At 42.0% G+C, this 20,018-nt stretch carries 13 protein-coding genes; 5 read left to right on the forward strand and 8 right to left on the reverse strand.

Annotation, left to right across the window (positions count from 1 at the left end):
• Positions 1-80 precede the first annotated feature (80 nt).
• The 3 genes from ACN6MV_RS23085 to ACN6MV_RS23095 all read right to left on the reverse strand — a co-directional run bounded on the left by ACN6MV_RS23085 (position 81) and on the right by ACN6MV_RS23095 (position 3,538).
• A complete protein-coding gene (locus ACN6MV_RS23085) occupies positions 81-1,754 on the reverse strand; it encodes a hypothetical protein (RefSeq protein WP_419884956.1) in 1,674 nt (557 codons plus the stop codon).
• A gap of 41 nt (positions 1,755-1,795) precedes the next feature.
• On the reverse strand, positions 1,796-2,665 hold the full coding sequence (locus ACN6MV_RS23090) for a carbohydrate ABC transporter permease (RefSeq protein WP_375103579.1): 870 nt from the start codon (positions 2,663-2,665) through the stop codon (positions 1,796-1,798).
• A gap of 78 nt (positions 2,666-2,743) precedes the next feature.
• Positions 2,744-3,538 (reverse strand): ABC transporter permease, encoded by a 795-nt coding sequence (locus ACN6MV_RS23095; RefSeq protein WP_231573864.1) that lies wholly within the window; start codon positions 3,536-3,538, stop codon positions 2,744-2,746.
• Between the two features lie 423 nt (positions 3,539-3,961).
• Here ACN6MV_RS23095 and ACN6MV_RS23100 point away from each other — a divergent pair, with 423 nt between their 5' ends.
• The 3 genes from ACN6MV_RS23100 to ACN6MV_RS23110 all read left to right on the forward strand — a co-directional run bounded on the left by ACN6MV_RS23100 (position 3,962) and on the right by ACN6MV_RS23110 (position 8,040).
• The gene (locus ACN6MV_RS23100; protein WP_375103581.1) at positions 3,962-5,689 is read left to right on the forward strand and encodes a sensor histidine kinase; all 1,728 of its coding nucleotides are present in this window, start codon (positions 3,962-3,964) and stop codon (positions 5,687-5,689) included.
• Positions 5,670-7,025: a response regulator transcription factor gene (locus ACN6MV_RS23105; protein WP_419884957.1), complete on the forward strand. Its 1,356-nt coding sequence runs from the start codon at positions 5,670-5,672 to the stop codon at positions 7,023-7,025. Before ACN6MV_RS23100 ends, ACN6MV_RS23105 begins: the two co-directional genes overlap by 20 nt.
• A gap of 181 nt (positions 7,026-7,206) precedes the next feature.
• Entirely contained in the window at positions 7,207-8,040 is an 834-nt protein-coding gene (locus ACN6MV_RS23110) for a helix-turn-helix transcriptional regulator (protein ID WP_170880215.1), read from the forward strand.
• Between the two features lie 44 nt (positions 8,041-8,084).
• Here ACN6MV_RS23110 and ACN6MV_RS23115 read toward each other — a convergent pair whose 3' ends face one another.
• Both ACN6MV_RS23115 and ACN6MV_RS23120 read right to left on the reverse strand, forming a co-directional pair.
• Entirely contained in the window at positions 8,085-10,265 is a 2,181-nt protein-coding gene (locus tag ACN6MV_RS23115) for an alpha-galactosidase (RefSeq protein WP_419884958.1), read from the reverse strand.
• A gap of 264 nt (positions 10,266-10,529) precedes the next feature.
• Positions 10,530-12,995 carry a beta-mannosidase gene (locus ACN6MV_RS23120; protein ID WP_419884959.1) on the reverse strand — a complete coding sequence of 822 codons (2,466 nt, stop codon included), beginning with the start codon at positions 12,993-12,995 and terminating at the stop codon, positions 10,530-10,532.
• Between the two features lie 132 nt (positions 12,996-13,127).
• On the opposite strand from ACN6MV_RS23120, the gene ACN6MV_RS23125 reads away from it, so the two are divergent.
• The gene (locus ACN6MV_RS23125; RefSeq protein WP_419884960.1) at positions 13,128-13,979 is read left to right on the forward strand and encodes a helix-turn-helix domain-containing protein; all 852 of its coding nucleotides are present in this window, start codon (positions 13,128-13,130) and stop codon (positions 13,977-13,979) included.
• A gap of 94 nt (positions 13,980-14,073) precedes the next feature.
• Here the strand turns inward: ACN6MV_RS23125 and ACN6MV_RS23130 are convergent, their stop codons facing one another.
• The 3 genes from ACN6MV_RS23130 to ACN6MV_RS23140 all read right to left on the reverse strand — a co-directional run bounded on the left by ACN6MV_RS23130 (position 14,074) and on the right by ACN6MV_RS23140 (position 17,706).
• Positions 14,074-15,687 (reverse strand): extracellular solute-binding protein, encoded by a 1,614-nt coding sequence (locus ACN6MV_RS23130; protein WP_419886798.1) that lies wholly within the window; start codon positions 15,685-15,687, stop codon positions 14,074-14,076.
• A 144-nt stretch (positions 15,688-15,831) separates the two neighbouring features.
• Positions 15,832-16,722, reverse strand: coding sequence for a carbohydrate ABC transporter permease (locus tag ACN6MV_RS23135; protein ID WP_419884961.1), 891 nt, complete (start codon positions 16,720-16,722; stop codon positions 15,832-15,834).
• 27 nt (positions 16,723-16,749) lie between these two features.
• Positions 16,750-17,706 (reverse strand): ABC transporter permease, encoded by a 957-nt coding sequence (locus ACN6MV_RS23140; protein WP_094876932.1) that lies wholly within the window; start codon positions 17,704-17,706, stop codon positions 16,750-16,752.
• A 227-nt stretch (positions 17,707-17,933) separates the two neighbouring features.
• Here ACN6MV_RS23140 and ACN6MV_RS23145 point away from each other — a divergent pair, with 227 nt between their 5' ends.
• On the forward strand, positions 17,934-19,688 hold the full coding sequence (locus ACN6MV_RS23145; RefSeq protein ID WP_419884962.1) for a cache domain-containing sensor histidine kinase: 1,755 nt from the start codon (positions 17,934-17,936) through the stop codon (positions 19,686-19,688).
• The last annotated feature ends 330 nt before the right edge of the window (positions 19,689-20,018 follow it).

Consider the following 20,018-nt stretch of genomic DNA (forward strand, 5'->3'; position numbering starts at 1 on the left):
AAAAAGCAGGTCCGGCCAAGGATGACCTTAACTGAACCTGCTGCTTTAGAAGAAACTCTTCATTAGTAATCTTTTAGAGCTTATTTCAATCCCATTTGAGACATTACATCAACCTTACTGGCATTGTTGTACCATTCATTAATTTCTTCAGTGATTTTCGTGCCACCTTTTTCATGCCATTGTTTTACGAAATCATCGTACGCACTTAGCGGTTCCTTGCTGTAAATAATTTTGGTAAAGACCTCCTTTTCCATCGTATTCAATTGTTCCCATGAAGTCTGCATAGTCTTAGTCGGTGGTCCGTTGAATGCGTTTGGAAGCAAGGCTTCACTATTCTCGTAAGAAATTACATATCCTTCTTTAGTCGTTTCATCATTCGAAGCTGATCTAATCAAGACTCCATTGCTTGCTTCCGTGCCTTTGGAAAGATCATAGAAAGATTGGCCTGGACCATCCACAGTTGGTGTATTCTTGGTAAATGCCATCTTACCTACACCTTGAGCAGCATCCAGCGGAGTATTGAACTTCTTGGAATCAAAGACTACTTCATCATTCACGATATCGTAGTCATATCCCTGAGCATAACCATACTTGAAATCCCCGGTACCAAAGGCAGCATCATAAAGCTTGTCATAATACAGGAAGAAAGCTTCCATATTGTTAAAATCTTTATTGAACATGAAGACACCGTCATTTTGTTGACCTGATTGGTAAGTTCGATCGCTATTTACACCCTTAATGGTTGGATAGGCTTTAATTTTAGCGCCTTTAACGTTGGTTTCCACATCTTTAACACTGCCATAGAGCCAAGGACGCCCCATTATAATCCCTGCTTTTCCTTCAGTGAAATCAGCCAGTGCATCCCATGCACCCTGAGTAGCCAATTCCTTATTTAAATATCCCTTGGAGTACCAATCTTGAAGTTTAGCTAACGCTTCCTTTGTACCGTCAGCAACAGAACCATAGGTAAGCTTTCCATTGTCGTTGTACCATTGACCTGGGAGGTTCTTTCCTGTGAAAGCACTAAAAATCATAACAGAATCACTTACCCAACCCGTGTTATAAGAGTCTTTTCCTGAGAAATCAAATCCATAAGTATCGTTCTTTCCATTACCGTCCGGATCATCATTCGTAAAGGCAGCGATAACCGTTTCAAATTCTTCTATTGTAGTTGGCGCTTTCAAATTTAATTTATCTAACCAGTCTTGACGGATAAGCAGGATCTGACCTTCAGTTAGATTAGGGGAGATCGCCATACCATAAACCTTGCCGTCCTGTACGACCGGATTGAAGGTGGTTGGATATTGCTTATAAATTTCTTTTAGACGATCCGGCATATATTTGTTAATATCATCCGCAATATCTTTTACAAGCCCTGATTGAATCAAATCGTTCTCTAGAGAGGTATCATACACAGGCAAGACGTCAGGGAGCTTCTCAGAACCCGTAAGTGCTAAACGAAGTTTTGTATTGTATTGGGACGCATCACCACCCAAAAGGGTAGTTTGAATGTTAATCCCTAGATTATCGACACCCCAACGGGTTAGCACATTGTCATTCAAACTCTCGCCATTGATATATTTACCGGCATTCTCATCTTGTTGCTTGGCAATGCTTATAGTAATTGCAGGATCATATTTACCATCTTTGAGCACGGATTTTGCAGCGTTAGATTCTTTGCCATCAGAGCCGCACCCCGCAAGCAATCCCGCCATCAATGCAGTGGTTGTAAGTAAGACACCTGTTTTTTTCATCGATAATCTCCTTCAAATTAAAATTTTTATTTGTTTGCTCCTTATTCTTTTACCGCACCCAGAACGATACCTTTTACGAAGTATTTTTGCAGGAAAGGGTACACCAGGATGATCGGCAGTGTGCTAATAAATATTTGGGCAGCCTTTATACTTTGTTCTGACAAAGCCGCCGCTTCGGATTGACTAAGTGCCATACTCTGCGCTGAACCTTGTACAACTACGGTCTGTAAGAACGAAGCTAACGGATAATCGGTTGTATTCGACATATACAAAATTCCATCAAACCAAGCATTCCAGTTCCCAACCATGATAAACAATCCAACGGTTGCCAATCCGGGTAAGGAGAGCGGAAGATAGATTTTCCGGAAGATGACGAAGAACGAAGCTCCATCGATAAACGCCGCTTCTTCAAGCGCCTTGGGGATCGTCTTAAAGAAGTTCATAATCAGAATCAAATTGTAAGCTCCAAAAGCACCTGGAAGAACAAGCGACCAGATCGTGTCTTTTAATCCAAGCTTAGTGACTAATATATAAGAAGGAATCAACCCGCCCGAAAACAACATAGTGAATATAAAAATCCACATTAAAGCATTGCGTCCCCGAAAATCTTTCGATAAGGCATACCCAGCAGTCGTAATAATGAACATACTGATGAATGTCCCCATAATGGTTCTTATCACGGAAATCCACATGGAACCCGTAAAGTTAGAGTTATTAAAGGTTTTGACATAGGCATCCACATTAAAATCAACCGGCCAGAAGGATACCAAATTACCATTAATCGCCGTCTTACTACTAAATGATTGTGCTAACAAATGAAGCATTGGTAGTAAACAAGATAATGCTACCAGAATCAGAAGGATATGATTGAAAATCGAAAATATCCTATATCCTTTGGACTTATAATACACTCCCACTCCTCCTAAAAGTTTTTTAAGCGATACTTCAGTACATCTTCTTTATAATAGACTCGCTTAAAAAACGTCGGTTTAGAATATTTTATAGTTGGCAACCTTGTATGCAATTCGATAGGAAATAACAATTAAGATGAAACTGATACCCGATTTAAACAAGCCCACAGCAGTACCGAACCCGTATTGACCATTCAATAATGAGGAGCGATAGACGTAAGTATCAATGATATCTCCCGTACTATATACAAGCGGATTGTATAAGTTGAAAATCTGATCGAATCCAGCATCTAGAATATTACCAAGACTTAACGTAGCAATTACAATGATCATCGGCATCATACTTGGTAGCGTAACATGACGTATTTGCTGACGCCGTGAAGCACCGTCTATCTCAGCAGCCTCATAATAAGAAGGATCAATTCCTGTAATGACCGCCAAGTAGACAATCATGCCAAACCCAAAGTTCTTCCATAAATCACTAATAATGATCGTAGGTCTGAACAGCGTCGGATCGCCCAAGAAGTATATCGGTTTGATTCCCAATAAATTCGTAAGAAGGTGATTGATACCGCCGTCAAGACCTAAGATATCGATCATGATTCCGGCAACCGTTACCCAAGATAAGAAATGCGGTAAATATACTAACGTTTGGATACTCTTTTTAATCCCCATATTTCTGATTTCACTTAAGAGGATTGCCATGAAAATTGGAACGATAATCCCGACTATAATTTTGATTACGGCAATAATAAGAGTGTTGTAGATAGACTGCGTCGCTTCTTTATACTGAAATATTCTCGCGAAATTATCCCACCCAATCCAAGTTGAACCTGTAAGTCCGAGCCACGGCTTGTAATCCTGAAATGCCATAATCAATCCAACCATAGGGCCGTATGCAAAAATTAGAACGAATACTAATGCCGGGATACACAAAATGTACAAAGGCCAATTTTTCTTGATTTCCTTTTTCCAAGGATTCTTCTTTCTCTTTAGAACGTCGACTTTTCTCCCCTGTTTGACCTGGGTATTGATTACCTGTCCTATTGTGCTTACCCCCTTCTACGTGCTTCATTCTCAGTTGCTCATTTCTTTCATGTTTAATGATAACAAAAGCGCTTTCATGCTAAAATGTCTCAATCTAAACATCATAGCCACACGCTAAACATGTTTAGAAACGCTTTCATTTCGAGAATTCTATTTCCTTTTTCTTTTAGAAGTTATGGATTATTATGTTCTTACATCTCTTTATACTAAATCTAGGAAAAGTCAGTCGTAGCGACAGGGGAAATGAATATGATTAAAAAAGTGAATATGAAACGGTTCATATACTTTTTCGTCTTTTTTCTTTTGCTTACATTAAGCTTGTTTTTCGTGATGAACTCCCTTGGATCAAAAACCATTCAAGAAAGCTTAGTTAACTCTTCCAAAAATCAGCTTGCCTACACGGAGAGCATTATGAACGGGATCATATCAGAGGCAAGCTTATACGGCATCCAGTATACCGCTGACACCTCCGTCCGCTTCTATCAGGGCCGAATCCAAGAGTTGAACGTTTACGATGCTCAAATGAAAAAAAACGATATCTACGATCGGATATCGGCTCCACTTCTCTCTAGCCAAGCCGTGGAATCCATAGGAATATACTGGAAATCTGATGGCACCTTTATTTTCACTGGTCATGATTCACTAGCCAAAAGGCCCTTTGAGACAGTAACTCAGCGAGGTTGGCAGATCGTGAATAACAGTTTGTATTATTTTTCGATTTATCCGTATATTCATGAGCCTACAAATCCCGCAAATATTCAATACATTGTGGGCGTTAAGTTAAAAAAAGAATATTTAGCAAGCCTGCTTGAGAAAGCGGTTAACGGCGAGAGCTCCAATGCCTTTTTACTCGTAAACAAAAGCTTAATGATAAGTAATAAAGCCGTGGATAGCCATATCGAGGCAAAGGTCAAAGAAACGATTACACCCAACACACAAGAGATACTAAAGTTTGATTATCATATCAATGGTGACGATTATTATGTCCTTTCTAAGTATATTGAGCCTATCGATACGTACCTTGTCACCTATACGCGTATGAGTGATTTCTTGAATCCGCTTAACCAGAATAAACAAGTTTTCTTTGTCAGTATCCTAGTTATTCTAATCATTGGGCTTATCGTAATTTTTATGTTCTATCGAAATTATTATAGAAACGTGTATCTTCTAGACAAGAAGTTCAATCAAGTGGAACAAGGGAATTACAGCACCCGAATTAGTGAGAATCCGGACAATCAGTTTTATAGTTTATTTAAAAGTTTTAACCATATGGTGGCCAAAATCCAAGCTCTATTTTCTTCACTAAAGATTGAAACTGAGCTTCGAAGAAACGCTGAAATAAAGCAACTTCAGGCCCAGATCAATCCACATTTCCTTTATAATAATTTGTTCTTTATTATGGCTGTGGCAAAAACATCACCGGAAGCTGTGATGCAGATGAGCAAGCATTTAGCAGAATACTATCGTTATCTGACAAAAATGAACTCAGACGATGTCACACTTGCCTCTGAATTAAAGCTTGCGGATCATTTTTTATCCATAATGTCTCTTTCCAAAAAAATAAATTATGATATCAACCTGCCCCCAGAGCTGGGAGATCAGCGTATTATGCCACTCATAATTCAGCCTATTGTCGAGAACGCGATTCAACATGGCATTGAAGAGCATCAAGGCGCTTATCGCGTTTCTATAGATGTAAAACCTCTCGATACCGGGGCGATGATAATTGTAGCTGATGATGGAAAAGGACTTACACCTGACGAAATAAGCCAGCTAATGATCAGACTTGAGAATGAATCTCCCCCTGAAGGAGCTAGAGGGATCGGTCTTTGGAATATTCATCATCGCCTCAAAAACGCGTATGGCGAATTAAGTGGACTGCGCTTTTTCCTCAATGATTGGGGCGGTTTATCCGTTCTAGCATTCATAGATTTCTCGCTTGAAGAAGGAGGACAACATGCGATTATTGATCGTTGATGACGGGCATTACATTGTTGAGTATTTAAAACACCTGCTGGATTGGAGCAAATTCGGGATCGAACATGTTGAGACTACAACAAATTCAATTGAAGCCAAGGAACTCCTCAATCAAAATCATGTGGATATTCTGATTACAGATATTCGTATGCCTGAAGTATCAGGCATTGATTTATTGCAGCATATACATGAAATGAAGATCAAAACTAAGGTAGTTTTTCTCTCCGGTTATTCACAATTTGATTATGCACAACAAGCTATCCGTCTCGGAGCGCTAGATTATTTACTCAAGCCCGTGGATAAAGAGGATATGGAAAAAGCTATGAGTCAAGTAATTGAGAGTATTGAGAAGCAGTCAACAGCCTTAGTGGAATGGGAAAAGCTAGATGGTCTTGGTTACTTACTGTCCGTTATTAGTGAAAACCCCTCTGCATGCAATGACTTTAGCACCTATAATACTGCTCTACGTAATAAACAATTTTGTTTCTTTCATATCCCAAATTCGACTGAGAAAGATGAGATGACGCTTAGAGACAATTGTGACGGTTTGGAAAGCTTTATTTGGAGGACTCCCTCGGTTATCACAGGTATTATTCAGAAGTCTAATACCGTGAGTCTCGCAAGTAACATCCCTCCTATAGCTTTTTCAGAGGTGTTTGAGTTTTCTCAGAGGAATACTGTTCGGCATATCTTTCATCACTTCTTTTTCAATGAAAATGTAATGGTCAGTGACTTTGCCATGTTGCGTGACCTTGCTATTCTTCCCAAATTAGAACCCGGAGAATGGGAGCTTACGAGAAAAGATTTAATGAAGAACTTTGCTAAGCTCACATCACGAAAGCATAAGTGTCTGTATGTTCTGGAATTGATTCATATGTTGTATTGCATAACCCCAAAGATACAATTAACCGAGGCGCCAGACTGGATATTCAATCAATTAACAGATCCGGGTACAGCTCTCCAATCGATCTTGCAGAGCATCACCCAATTAGATAGAAGTGCTAAATTCTCCAATCACAATATTGTGCATACGATTCAAAGCTATATCTCCGATCATATTAACGAGTGTTTGAGTCTGGAGGACTTAGGAAAAATTGTTCACCTTCATCCGGTGTACCTGTCTAAATTATATAAGCAAGAAACGGGTGAAAATTTATCAAGCTTTATTTCATTCAAAAGATTGGAAAAGGCCTCCAAACTATTGATCGGTTCAAACTTACATGTGCTCGATATTTCACATCTAGTCGGATACAAAAAGCCTCAATATTTCATTAAGCTATTCAAAGATCAGTATGGTATCACTCCCTATCAATATCGAAGACAACAGATTAAATAATCTGTAATTTGTAACTAACCCCTCCTTTACTTTGTTGATGAGATTCACCAAAGCGTTTACACTTAAGAGAAAGTGAGTTCTCTTTAGTAAATTATTGATCTATACTCAAAAGTCTTTCTGGAAAGGAAAGCTGCTAATGTTACGTTCCTCCTACACCTTTCGCTCAGAAGAAGAAGCATCCATGCTTCTGTTTGATTCTATCGGATGGGAACAAGTTGATTCATCTGCCTATTCATTCAACGGCCAGAATCGGACGGAGAGAAGCTGTGTAATTTTTCAGTACACCTTATCGGGAGAGGGTAGAATTGAAATAGATGGGGTTGTTCATCGATTAACGAAGGGCAAAGCTTTTCTAGTGACTGTCCCCAGTATACACAGGTACTATTATCCGGAAGATGGCACCGAGCCTTGGGAATTTTTATGGCTCAATCTGCGGGGTCCTTTAGCGATTTCACTGTGGAGCCAACTTGCCGCGCATTGCGGTCCAATTATTGAACTCCCCCAGGAATCAGTTTCGATAGATTTATTGTGGAGCATTTTCAAGGACATACAGGTTCATGAAGAAAGGGATTTGCATCTTTTAACGGGAAAAGTCTTTCAATGGATCTTGTCCGTGGAGAAATATCTCAAGAAACCTAATATGTTAACCACCTATATAAAAAATGACAAGCTTCACGCCGCTATTCAATTTATGAAGGAGGATCTGCATAATAATAATCTAAGCTTAGATGATGTCGCCGCGCATGTTGGCGTTTCTAAACATCACCTTTGCAGACTGTTTCAAAAAAACATCAATCTTTCACCCTTTGAGTATTTAAAAAGAAGGCGGATTGAGTTGGCAGCATCTAAACTTAAAACAACAGATTTGAGCATCAACCAGATCGCCACGGAAACCGGATTTGACAATGCCAGCTATTTCGGAAAAGTTTTCCGTTCCTATTTCGGGGTTAATCCCTCGACCTATCGAGAACAGGATCTAGAGTTCCTAACCAAACATGTGTTTTTTGAAAATTGATCCATATAAAAAAGGAGCAAGCCAGTGGCTTACTCCTTTTCTTATTAAACCTCTTTGAGTACAAATAGTAAACTTTTGAAATCGCCCTCAAGCTGTGGAAGTGAGAGTCCGAAGTGCATCAGCTCATCCCCTCTGTATACTTCACCGTTAAGCTCAAGTTTGTAGTTTTTAGCAGGGTCGAGTCCTTTCAACCGCAATCTGCGGAGAGGTGCATTAGGCTCAGCCAGCACTCTGAAGTACGTGGCGAAGGCTTCTTTTTTATCATCCGAAACAAACATCCACGCCGTCTGATTACCCTCAAACGGACTAAGCAGTCGATAGAAATCACCGAATTGAATCAGCATTCTCAGTTCCTTGTACTCAGAAACCTGCTTGCGAATATCTTCGCGTTCAGCTTCAGTGAGTTTGGTCATATCTAGTTCATAGCCGAAGCTACCCGACATCGCGACATGACCACGGGTTTCCAAAGGTGTGATACGGTGCACCTGATGGTTAGGGACAGCCGATACGTGAGCGCACATAGAACTTGAAGGATACACAATGCTTGTTCCATATTGGATCTTCAATCTTTCAACCGCATCTGTATCATCGCTAGTCCAGGTCTGTGGCATATAGTACAGCATGCCTGGATCAAATCGTCCACCACCGCCGGAGCAGCTTTCGAACAAAATGTGTGGGAAACGGGTGACGATTCGTTCTAGCACATCATAAAGTCCAAGAATGTAACGGTGAGCCGTTTCGCGTTGACGTTCCGCTGGCAGAAGAGCAGATCCAATCTCCGTCATATTCCGGTTCATATCCCATTTCACATAAGTAATCGGAGCCGATGACAGCACGGAGCTAACCGAATCCACAATATAATCACATACATCCTTACGGGATAAATCCAGAACAAGCTGCTGGCGAGCTAACGTTCTTTTGTGCTCCGGTACATGAAGACACCAATCCGGATGCTCACGATAAAGATCACTTTCCGGCGATACCATTTCCGGTTCGAACCATAGTCCGAATTCCATGCCCATTGCCGTAATATCTTCTCCGAGTTTTCCTAGACCTTCTGGAAGCTTACGGCGATCCTCTACCCAATCTCCGAGAGAGCTATCATCATTGTCTCGCTTCCCAAACCAGCCGTCATCTAAGACAAACAGTTCAAGACCAAGATCTTTGCCTGCTTGAGCAATTTCTTTGATTTTATCTGCATTGAAATTAAAATAGGTTGCTTCCCAGTTGTTGATGAGAATAGGACGCTTACGATCACGGAACTCGCCTCTGCATAACCGGGTCCGATACAGACGGTGGTAAGTTCTTGATAATCCACCAAGTCCTTCACTGGATCTTACCAGCACAGCTTCAGGAGCTTGGAAGGATTCTCCCGGTTCAAGCAACCATTGAAAATTAAACGGTTGAATACCGATGCCCACTCTGGAAATTCCATATTGATCCACTTCCGCTTGCGCAAGAAAGCTTCCGCTGTACACAAGACTGAACCCGTATACTTCACCGTGATCCTCTGTTGCATCTTTTGCAAGCAAGGCCATAAAAGGATTCTGTTGGGAGCTACTAGCGCCGCGCTTACTGTCAATTCGTTGGATACCAGGTACGAGAGCTCTTTTGTGGATATGACGTTCTCTTGTCCAAGTACCAGATAATTGCAGCATGTCATAATCAGAATCATGGAAGTCAACATTTGCGCTTAACACACGCTTCAGCACCACATTGTCTTTACCTTGATTCTCAATTCGCACAGAACGTGTGATCACATCCTGATTATTAAATACAGTGTAGCTCAATACAGCAATCAGTCCGGTTTTGTCATCCTGAAGAAAGAGTTCCAGTGTCTCTGCTTCTTCTTCACTTTCAACATAGGTGGATGGCAGCCCCTTTAATGCAGGCTTTCCTTTATTGATCTTATAGCTCTTATAAAGGAAGTCCGTAACGGTCGTACCATCTACCAAATGAACCTCAAGCGCCGGTTCCCGGAAATCACCATTCCCATAAGACGGAAACTCACTTGGAATCGTGTCGAGGGAGATCTTCTTGTCCTCCATTGTGTAGGTCGGGCTAAAGGAGCAACGTTCCACCAAATGCAACGGCTGCTTGATTCCTTCTAATTTAGGTCCCCAATAGACATGCGCTGGAAGCTCACCTCTAACAATTTCGATCACGTAGCTAGATTGCTGGGACTGTAAATGAAATACCTTGCGGTCATCATAATAAATACTCATAATATCCTCCTACTCTTCTTATCAGATCTTGTTGTAATGTAACCGGCTTAATTTATCTCGTTGTTTGAAGTCTATTTTAAAGATAATTGGAAGGGGATACAATCTGAATATCTATACCTTGAATAGTAAAATATTGACCTCTAACATTTATCACATGTGAGATTAAGTTCTAGCAAAACATAAAATGATTATTAACGGCTATAGTAAAAAAAATACATACAAAAAAGAGCCCCACTAGGGAGACTCTTCCTCAATACTTCCTGCTTAAATATCAAAAACGGAGCGTATAGTAAGCTGTGCACGCAGTTCCTCGGCCGTGGCTGGCTTATCAAGGTCTTTTTTAGCGATTGTAATAGATCTTGTTGTATCTCCCGACATATCAAAATAGTTGTCACTGAAGATGGCATCTCTTTCCCTGAAGTCTAAGCCAACGAAACGAGCATAGGCCTTCGCCTTCACAGTAATTACAAATTGCTCTTCTTCCTCAATGAGTACGGCCTCAAGCTCAGGGTCAATAAAACTAAAATGCTTTGGCTTAACAAATAAGACCGTTCCACCGCTCTTCGTCTTGCCGTCTACCTTAAAAGCGTATTCCAGATAAGTCTCTCGTTTCTTCCTTTTCGTATCTAACATGTGGGTGAAATCAAGCTGTTCGAACTCAGCAGTACTTAACGCGGCAATCTCCACCGGCTTTGTGCCTTCCAGCAAGACCTCCGATGCCCGAGTGAGCAGTCTCCAACTCAGTTCACCAGTAACCTGTTCTCTGCTTTCATTGGACACATGAAGGGAGACCTTCGTTCCTTCATCATGGGCAGAAACAAGAATCGGCGCGAAGAAATGTTTAGCCGCATAATGCATAGCCTTCCACCGGCCATAATAGTCAATACTGGACCAAGAAGCTACCGGCCAGCAGTCGTTCAACTGCCAATACAATGCCCCCATACAGCGACCTCTATGTCTACGCCAGTGCTCAACGCCGCAGCGCATCCCTTCTGCTTGGATCAATTGCGAGGCATATAGCACAGACTCAAAATCTTTCGGATATTTGTAAGTCTCCCCGATATAGTAGAGAATTTTCTCATTCCCGGTATTGTTCTTCTGATGGGACTCCATGACATAAGAGAAGATATTCCGATCCTCCGGCAGCGTAAACGACTCGATAGTCTTCAAGCCCGGAAAAGACTGCAATCCGAATTCAGACATATAGCGCGGATATAGCTTCCGGTAATCGGTAAACGGTTCTTTCCCATGCCAGACCCCCCAGTAATGCATATCTCCGTAATTCTCGTCATTTGGCTTGTCAAAGCTACCCTTGGAGGAGGGTGAAGCACGCCAATAGAAGGTATTCGGATCAATTTCTTTAGCGATTGCCGGTAGAAGCACCTCATATTGCTTAATATAATCTGCCTTAAGCTGCAGGGAGTAATGCTTCTCCCAGTCCCATTCGTCCCAAGCCAGCTCCTGCTCGTTGTTGCCGCACCACAAGCCTAGCGAAGCATGATGGCGAAGACGCTTCATGTTATCGATAGTCTCGTGCGTGATGTTCTCCTCGAAAGCTTCGGTAAGAGCATAGATGCCGCAGGCATACAGATGATCCTGCCAGACGATAAGACCATATTCATCGCAAAGGTCGTAGAAATAATCATCCGGGTAATAACCACCACCCCATACGCGAATTGTATTGAAATTGGCAGCCACACAGCTTTGGAGCAAGCGATCTGTGCGTTCTCTAGTCACGCGAGGCAGAAGATTATCTTCCAGAATATAGTCGGCACCTGTAGAGAAAATAAGCACACCGTTGACTTCGAAAGCAAAAGATTCTCCCCATTGGTCTTCTTCCTGCTTCACAGTAATGGTTCTTAGTCCAATCCGCAGTTCTCTTCGATCTAGCTCCTTCGCCTTTTCCTCAAGTACAACCTCTACATTGTACAGTGGCTGAGCACCGAGATTATTCGGCCACCACAGCTCTGGCTCGGTAATTTCAAATGTAATATTATGATCCGTTCCAATTGTCTCAGACACACGATGCTCAAGACTTTGGCCTGCTGGGGTATGAATTTTGACCACGATTTCCCGATCCGCTTTCTGCCAGCTCTCTGTTCTTACTCGAACATCCAGCTTGACCTTATCCTTCTCATGGAATTGTGTAATATAAACATCGTCAAGACGAGCAGAGTGATAGCCCTGAATGGAGAGACTACGCCAGATTCCCAGATCGGGCAGCTTCGGACCCCAATCCCACCCGAACATGGAGTGCGCTTTGCGCAGATGAGAGATCCCCTCTACTGCATCAGCACATCCGCTAAGCGGCAATTCCGCTTGCTTCCTTAATGTAAATTCTACCGGGGAGCGGAAAATCGCGTGAATGATATTCTCACCAAGTATCAATGCAGACTTAATATCTACTTCATATGTCCGATGCATATTGTCACTGTTCAGAATATTCGTTCCATTCAAGTAAAGCTCACAAAGCGTATCGATTCCTTCACATAACAGAAATACGCGGTCATGCTCTAGCACTCCAGCCTCTAGCTGAAAAGTACGCTGATATTCGTAATCATAATTGGACAGCTCCAGAACCTCATACTCCTGCTCGCGGTAGAACGGATCTGGCATTTCACCGGCATTCAACAAATCATGGTAGACAGAGCCTGGCACGCTGGCTTCCAGCCATTTCGGTTCATGAAGCCGTTTCATTTTCCATTTTCCGTTTAGATTGACAAGTTGCATATTTTCGCCTCCACAAATGTGCTATTTTGACTTCTTGTATTAAAATGTTAACAATAATATGTATATATTTCTTCTATTGTGTTCACCAAAATAGTGTGCTATTTTAACATCATCAAATGCTGGAGGAAGAGCATGATCAAATACACCGAGGCAAGCCACATTAATCCCGAATTGTTAGCTGATCCCTTCTGGGTCGAGTCCCTAAGTCAGGTATCCCCAGAACATACACATGACTTTTATGAATTTTTTATACTCACTGAAGGCCGATGCCGGCATATCGTCAACGGGGCTGCCCAGCTTCTTCAATCTGGCTGCCTTGTCTTCATCCGGCCCGATGATACCCATCGCTATGAAGCTGACGGGGATAGCGATTGCCGCTTTCTGAACATTCCCTGCCGAAAAAGCCTCATTAATGATGCCTTTAGTTACCTGAATGAAGAAGAATTCCTGTACGGGCTATTAAATACTCCGCTCCCTAGAATCGCCATGTTATCTCAACTGGAGATGGATGATTTCATTCGTTCTTTCGAACGCATCCGAATGCTTTCTACCTTAGACAAAGTAAAGTCCAGGATTTATCTGAAAGGAATACTGGTAGATACACTTACCCAGCATTTTTTCTCTCCAGAAACCATCGAGCAGCCAGAATTCCCACTGTGGCTCGAACATGCCGTTTCCAAGATCCATCTAAAAGAAAACTTAAACAAAGGCCTTCATGCCCTGTACGAGTTGTCGGGCAGAAGCGCTGGTCATGTCAACCGGGCCTTCCGCCAGTACTTGAACCAGACACCAACAGAATATATCAACCAACTTAGGCTCAACGTGGCGCGTAATCTGCTACTTACTACTGAACTGCGTGTGGTCGAAATCGCCCTGGGATCCGGCTTTGAGAATGTCAGCCATTTCTATCATCAATTCAAAAAATACTATCACCAAGCCCCCCTAGATTTCCGCAAAAATACGCATGCCAATAGACTAGTTTAACTGTTCGTAAACATAGCAAAAGGGCTCCTTCTCTGCCTAATACAGAGAGGAAGCCCTTACATATCAAGATATTGAACTTATTATCCAGCAGTGCTTATTTTGAATTCCACAGCTCCATACGCTCTGCGTACTTCTGGTTAATGATTTCTTCTACTTTCTCATCCCCGGCCTTTTTCATTTCCGCAAGCATCTTATCGAATGTCGCGTTGGCTTCGGCTTCAGTAGGAGCAATGATTACTCTCGTAATGCTTTGATCCATAATATCTTTTACCTTCTGTGCAGTCAGTGCTTCAGGTGTTCCGCCATCAGGGCTCAAGTTGTCATATGCCGCTGTATCCCATACGGAATCTCCAAGACTCTTGATTGCCATCTGATCTACTTCACTGCGTTGATATTTAACGGCCATATCGTAAGGCTGTTCATTTGCATCCAGACCATTCTTGATAAACCACAACCATTTGCGGACACCGCTCTTCTTGACTGTGTCGTCCCAGTTTTCCTTGAAGCTATCCAAGAATGCAGGGTCCGGTTTTCTCTTGCCATCCACCATGGTGTATTGAACGCCTTCTTGGCCCCACAGCAGCAAATGCTGTCCTTCATCACTTGCCAAGAAATTGAACAGCTTCATTGTTTCTTCAGGGTGCTTGTTGTTCTTCGTAATAGCGATAGCATCCCATCCAAGTGAGCTTCTTGGTCCAAATGTCGTTTGGGCAGGGTCTACTCCAGGGGCAACAACCTTGTATGGGAAGAGCTGATTATCTTCTCCGCCATCCTTCTTCAAAGTTCCGTTCCCGTTACCTGGATCCCAGTAAGCGCCTGGTGTGGAGAATACTGCGCCAGTAGCCAGCTTTTGAACCCAAGTTTGCGTTTTGCTAATAGCAAATTCCTTCTCAATCAGACCTTCTCTGTATAATTTATTTACGTAGAGCAACATTTCACGATACTTTGGATCCTTAACATCATATTGCAATGTTCCATTGTTATCATAGTAAGTTTTCAGACCCCACATGCCTTTGAATGTTCCAAGGTTGGCGCCCATATTCTCGCCGTTCATGGTCATTGGAATCGATTCTTTTCCATCAATCGTTTTGTTTTTCGCTTTAAAATCCTTCAAAATCGCTTCTAATTCATCTGTTGTAAGCGGTGCTCTGCCATCTGCTTTGTCCGGTGCCAGATCTGCAAGCAGATTTTTTCTCATCAGCATCCCGAAGACTGGATCACTATCTAGTCCGTACCAGTTTGCCAAGTAATAGTTCTTTCCATCTTTATAACGAGTCTTGGTCAGTGTGTCGCCATACATTTCCTTGATATCAGGGCCATTCTTCTCAATCAGCTCATCGAGTGGAATGAAGGCGCCGCTTGTGATGTATTTATCAAGTGAAGCATCCCCACGGCTCATCACGACCACATCTGGATAGTCACCGCTGGCAAGCATCAAGCTTAGCTTCTCTGTCGGATTTCCTGTTGGCTGCTGAATGGAGATCTCAATGCCAGTCTTTTTAGTGATTTCTTGGGCGACAGCATCGGTAAAAGGCTCTCCCTTTGTATTTGAATCAAACCATGTAAGTGTAATCGGCTCTTTTTTTGTATTTTCTCCAGCCGCAGTATTTGTATTGTCTTTTCCGTCATTAGAGGAGCAGCCCGCTAATACCCCAACGGCCAATGCAGCTGTAATACTTACACTCAAAACTTTGTTTTTCTTTATCATAGACACCCTAATTCCTCCCATTAAGTAAGTTACTTTATAAATTCACCAAGCAACCAAAAACCAAGCAAGTCTATCCGCTCACCCCCCTTCAGGGCCGCCTGCCGGACAAGTCATCCCCAGCAGGCGTTCGGTTATTTAATCATATTAACTCTTAACAGCGCCCAAAGTCATACCTTTAACAAAATACTTTTGCAGGAACGGGTATACAAGAACGATAGGCAATGTTGCTACCATCGTCGCCGCCATCCGGATCGTATCACTTGAAACGGCATTCCGTTTGGCGGAGTTTGCCAGCATTTGCGATTGCGATACCATACCTCCGGTCTGGAATTGGCTCAGTATTTTGACGAGTACAGCTTGTAAGGTTTTCAAGTCTGAGCTATAAGTGAACGCATATGAGTCAAACCACGCATTCCAATGCGATATGGCTTGAAAGAGTCCCACAGTTGCGAGTACTGGTGTTGTCAACGGCAGTACAATTCTGAAGAAAATCGTGATATCATTCGCTCCATCTACTTTCGCTGACTCCTCAATCTCACCAGGTAATCCCTCCATAAAAGTACGGACAATAATCATATAGAAGACATTCATCAAGCCTGGCAGAATAAAAACGGAGAAGGTGTCGATCATATTCAGGGCTTTAAGCACCATGTAGTAAGGAATCAGCCCGCCTCCGAAATACATCGTAAAGACAAAGTAAAGGTTCCAACCCTTGCGTCCCATCAAATTCCGCCGGCTTAGCGGATAAGCAAGCATCGTAATCACAAGAACTGATAGTGGTGCACCAATTACGGTCCGTTTAACCGTTACCCATATCCCGTTCATAATTTCGGTATCTTTCAAAATTTGTTTGTAGCTATCAAAGGTGATATCTCTTGGCCAAAAGTAGACGCCGCCACGAACAGTATCCTCAGCAGCATTTAATGAAAGAACGAGAATATTCCAAAAAGGTAAGAAGGTAACTAGCAACACAAGGATAAGAATCAAATATACAAAACACTTAAAGATATGATCTCCGTATCTGTTCAAAAACATCTCAAGCGCTCCTCTCCATTTTGTTATTTAGAACAACGCTTGGTCGTTCACTTTTCTAGAAATTCGATTCACGATTACAACAAGAATGAAGGCAATAACGGATTTGAATACCCCCACGGCAGCCCCGTATGAGAACATGCTGTTTTGTAACCCGTATTTGTATGCATAAATATCGATAACTTCCGAGTACTCAAGTACAGTGTTATTTTGCAACAGATATTGTTGTTCAAAGCCAGCATTCAAAATCCCTCCGACTGCAAGAATGGCCAATATCACAATAGTTGGACGTAAAGCAGGGAGCGTAATATTCCACATTTGCTTGAATCGGCTAGCTCCATCTACTCTTGCGGCTTCGTAAAGCTCCGGATTAATAGCGGAGATTGCAGCTAGGTACATAATGGCGCTAAAACCCATTTCTTTCCACATATTAGATAAGGCGATAATCCACCAGAATAAAGGTCCGTTTTGTAGAAAAGCTACCGGTTCGTCAACAATCCCGAGCGTTACTAGAAGATTGTTGAACATCCCATCGGAAGCTAGCAGCGTAATTACAATGTTAGCGGCGATAACCCATGAGATAAAATGCGGCAGATAAGAAACCGTCTGCGTAAAGCGTTTGAAAAATCCCTGTTTTGCTTCATTCAGCACAAGTGCGAGTATGATCGGCGCTGGAAACCCGAATAATAAGGTCAAGAGGCTTGTCGCAAGCGTATTACGCATTACACGGTAGAAGTCTCCTGTGGTAAAAAAATATTCAAACCACTTAAAGCCAACAAAGTCAGCATGGAAAAATTGTTGAAAAAATGTTCCTCCACCCGGTTGATAGTTTGTAAATGCCATATACATACCAAACATAGGTCCATAGGAAAATAGCAATGTCGCAATTATGGCAGGGAGCATTAGCAAAAATAACCATTTCTGCTCTTTTAATCTGTACCAAAAATTATTGCCCCTGACTGTTTTGATAGCGCTTGCTTTATGCATCAAATACCCTCCCTTTTTATTTAGTGCAGCATGCCCTGCTACATCTTGATTCAGCTTCTCTCCTATTTATCTTAAGTCCGTATAGGGCTCCTTTCTATACTTCAATCCTCCGAATGATAGCGCTTTTTAAAGGACTTTCGGAACATTCGAGCATTGGATTTCGATATTCAGTCTGATATGATAAACTTGGCTTTCCGTGAATTCACAGTAAAGAAGGGACTTCTACGATGCGTCATTTTTACAAAAAGTATATTTATATGCCTTTTATCGACCTTAGCTTTCGCTCCAAGCTGTTCCTCGTGTTCGTTCTGGTCACCATTATTCCAATGATGCTTTTTGTCTATTTTTCATTCGAACTTACAAAATCAAAGCTGACCGATCAAATCTACATCAATATGATGAATTCAACGGCCCAGATCAACAAGAACCTGGAGAACAAACTGGACAGCTATGAGCATATTTCCGCTTCTATTTACTTGGATAATAGGCTAGCCACTTACCTCACGAGCGAATATCAAGATGATCCATCTTATCTAGACGTCTATCAATATATTGGCAATCGTATAGACACGGTAATGGCTGCCTATCCCGATTTTGGTAGCGTTTTCATCTATTCCGACAATCCATCACTGCCCAAAGATAATTACTATATCAAGCCAGTTACACCCGAAGTGAAGGAGACAGAGCTGTACAAGCAGTTGATGCAGTCTCACGGGAATATTATTCATCTGTCCTCACCGCAGTCACAAGATAATCCCGCAATGTTTACACTGGCTAGGTTACTGAACAATAATCGCAACCAATATCCCTACGGTATTCTGGTCTTCGAAATATCCGAATCGGTGATCTATTCTTTAATGGAGAAAGAAGCAGGCGGCAAAGATATTTTTATTGTTAATGACAAGGGCCTTATTTTATCCGCTGCCGACAAGCACTTATTAAATACAAGTCTGCCGGAAATGCTTGATCAGAACTTTGATGAATTGCCTTCTGGCAGATTTGATACTACATATAAAGGGGAAAAGGCTTTCGCCGTCTATAACACGCTTACCAATGGATGGAAAACCGTCTCTATATTCCCTTATGACAGTATCATTCAGGATGCAAAATCACTGTCAGAGCTCATCATCAAAATATCTTTAGGCTTTATAGTCGTCGCATTATTGCTGATTTATATTACTGCATCGATGTTTAGCAAGCGTATTCGAATGTTAATCCGAATGATCCGGCGGCTAGAACGTGGTGACTTCAACCCCACAAATGATGAATATTTAGGCAATGATGAGATTGGCCAGCTTCATTTTGCCTTCAAGCAAATGACTACACGCTTAAAGAGTCTAATCACCGAAGTGTATCAGAAGGAGCTACAGAATAAGGAGGCAGAGCTTGACCTGCTTCAGGCCCAGATCAACCCCCATTTTCTGTACAATACACTGGGCTCCATTTCGTCTCTTGCCCTAAAACATCAAGATACTCGCATTCAGGATTTGGTGCTTCATCTCGCCAAGTTTTATCGCATCTCCCTGAATAAAGGGAAGAGCATCTTAACTATTAATGAAGAATTGAAGCTGACGCAAAGCTATAATGCCATTCAGCTGATCCGATTCAAAGGACAACTGAACATCACTTACAACATTGATGAAGCGATCTTACCTTACTCTACAGTCAAGCTTGCCTTACAGCCCTTTGTAGAAAATGCGGTGCTTCATGCTGTGTGGAATCAGGAAAGCCCGCTTAATATCCATATCAAAGGCGCAGTCGAGGATAGTGATATTATTCTATCTGTAATTGATGATGGCATGGGGATGAGCCGAGAGACACTTCACACTTTGCTTGACGATAAACCCGGACGAGGGTATGGAATTTCAAACGTAGATCGAAGAATAAAACTGAGATTTGGTGAGAATTACGGTGTTACGGTGTTTAGTAGACTCGGAATAGGAACTACTGTGCAAATTCGCTTACCACAAAAGGAAATGTAAGGAACGACGCAGCTGAATAACCGCAAAGCTTATTGAGAAATCAGAAATATTGATTAACAATTAGGGAAATCCTCCCTGAAATTTGGCGATTTTTGCTCATTATACTGATAATCAAGGAAATCCTCCTTGATTATTTGCTGATTTGGAGGTAAATTCAGAATTCGCCCGATTATTAGGTAGGATTTCCCTAATTACATTGCATCCAGGAGTTTTCTGGCTATTTTCAGGGGGATTTTCCCTAATTGCTCTCACCTAGCCTAGTTACCACGAGCTTGCCACGAGCCCCTCGATATAACCATTATCATTGGGACGCTAGCTACTTACTAAAGC

This window comes from Paenibacillus sp. B-A-8 (genome assembly GCF_048572915.1).
In the GTDB taxonomy this organism is placed as follows: domain Bacteria; phylum Bacillota; class Bacilli; order Paenibacillales; family Paenibacillaceae; genus Paenibacillus_AQ.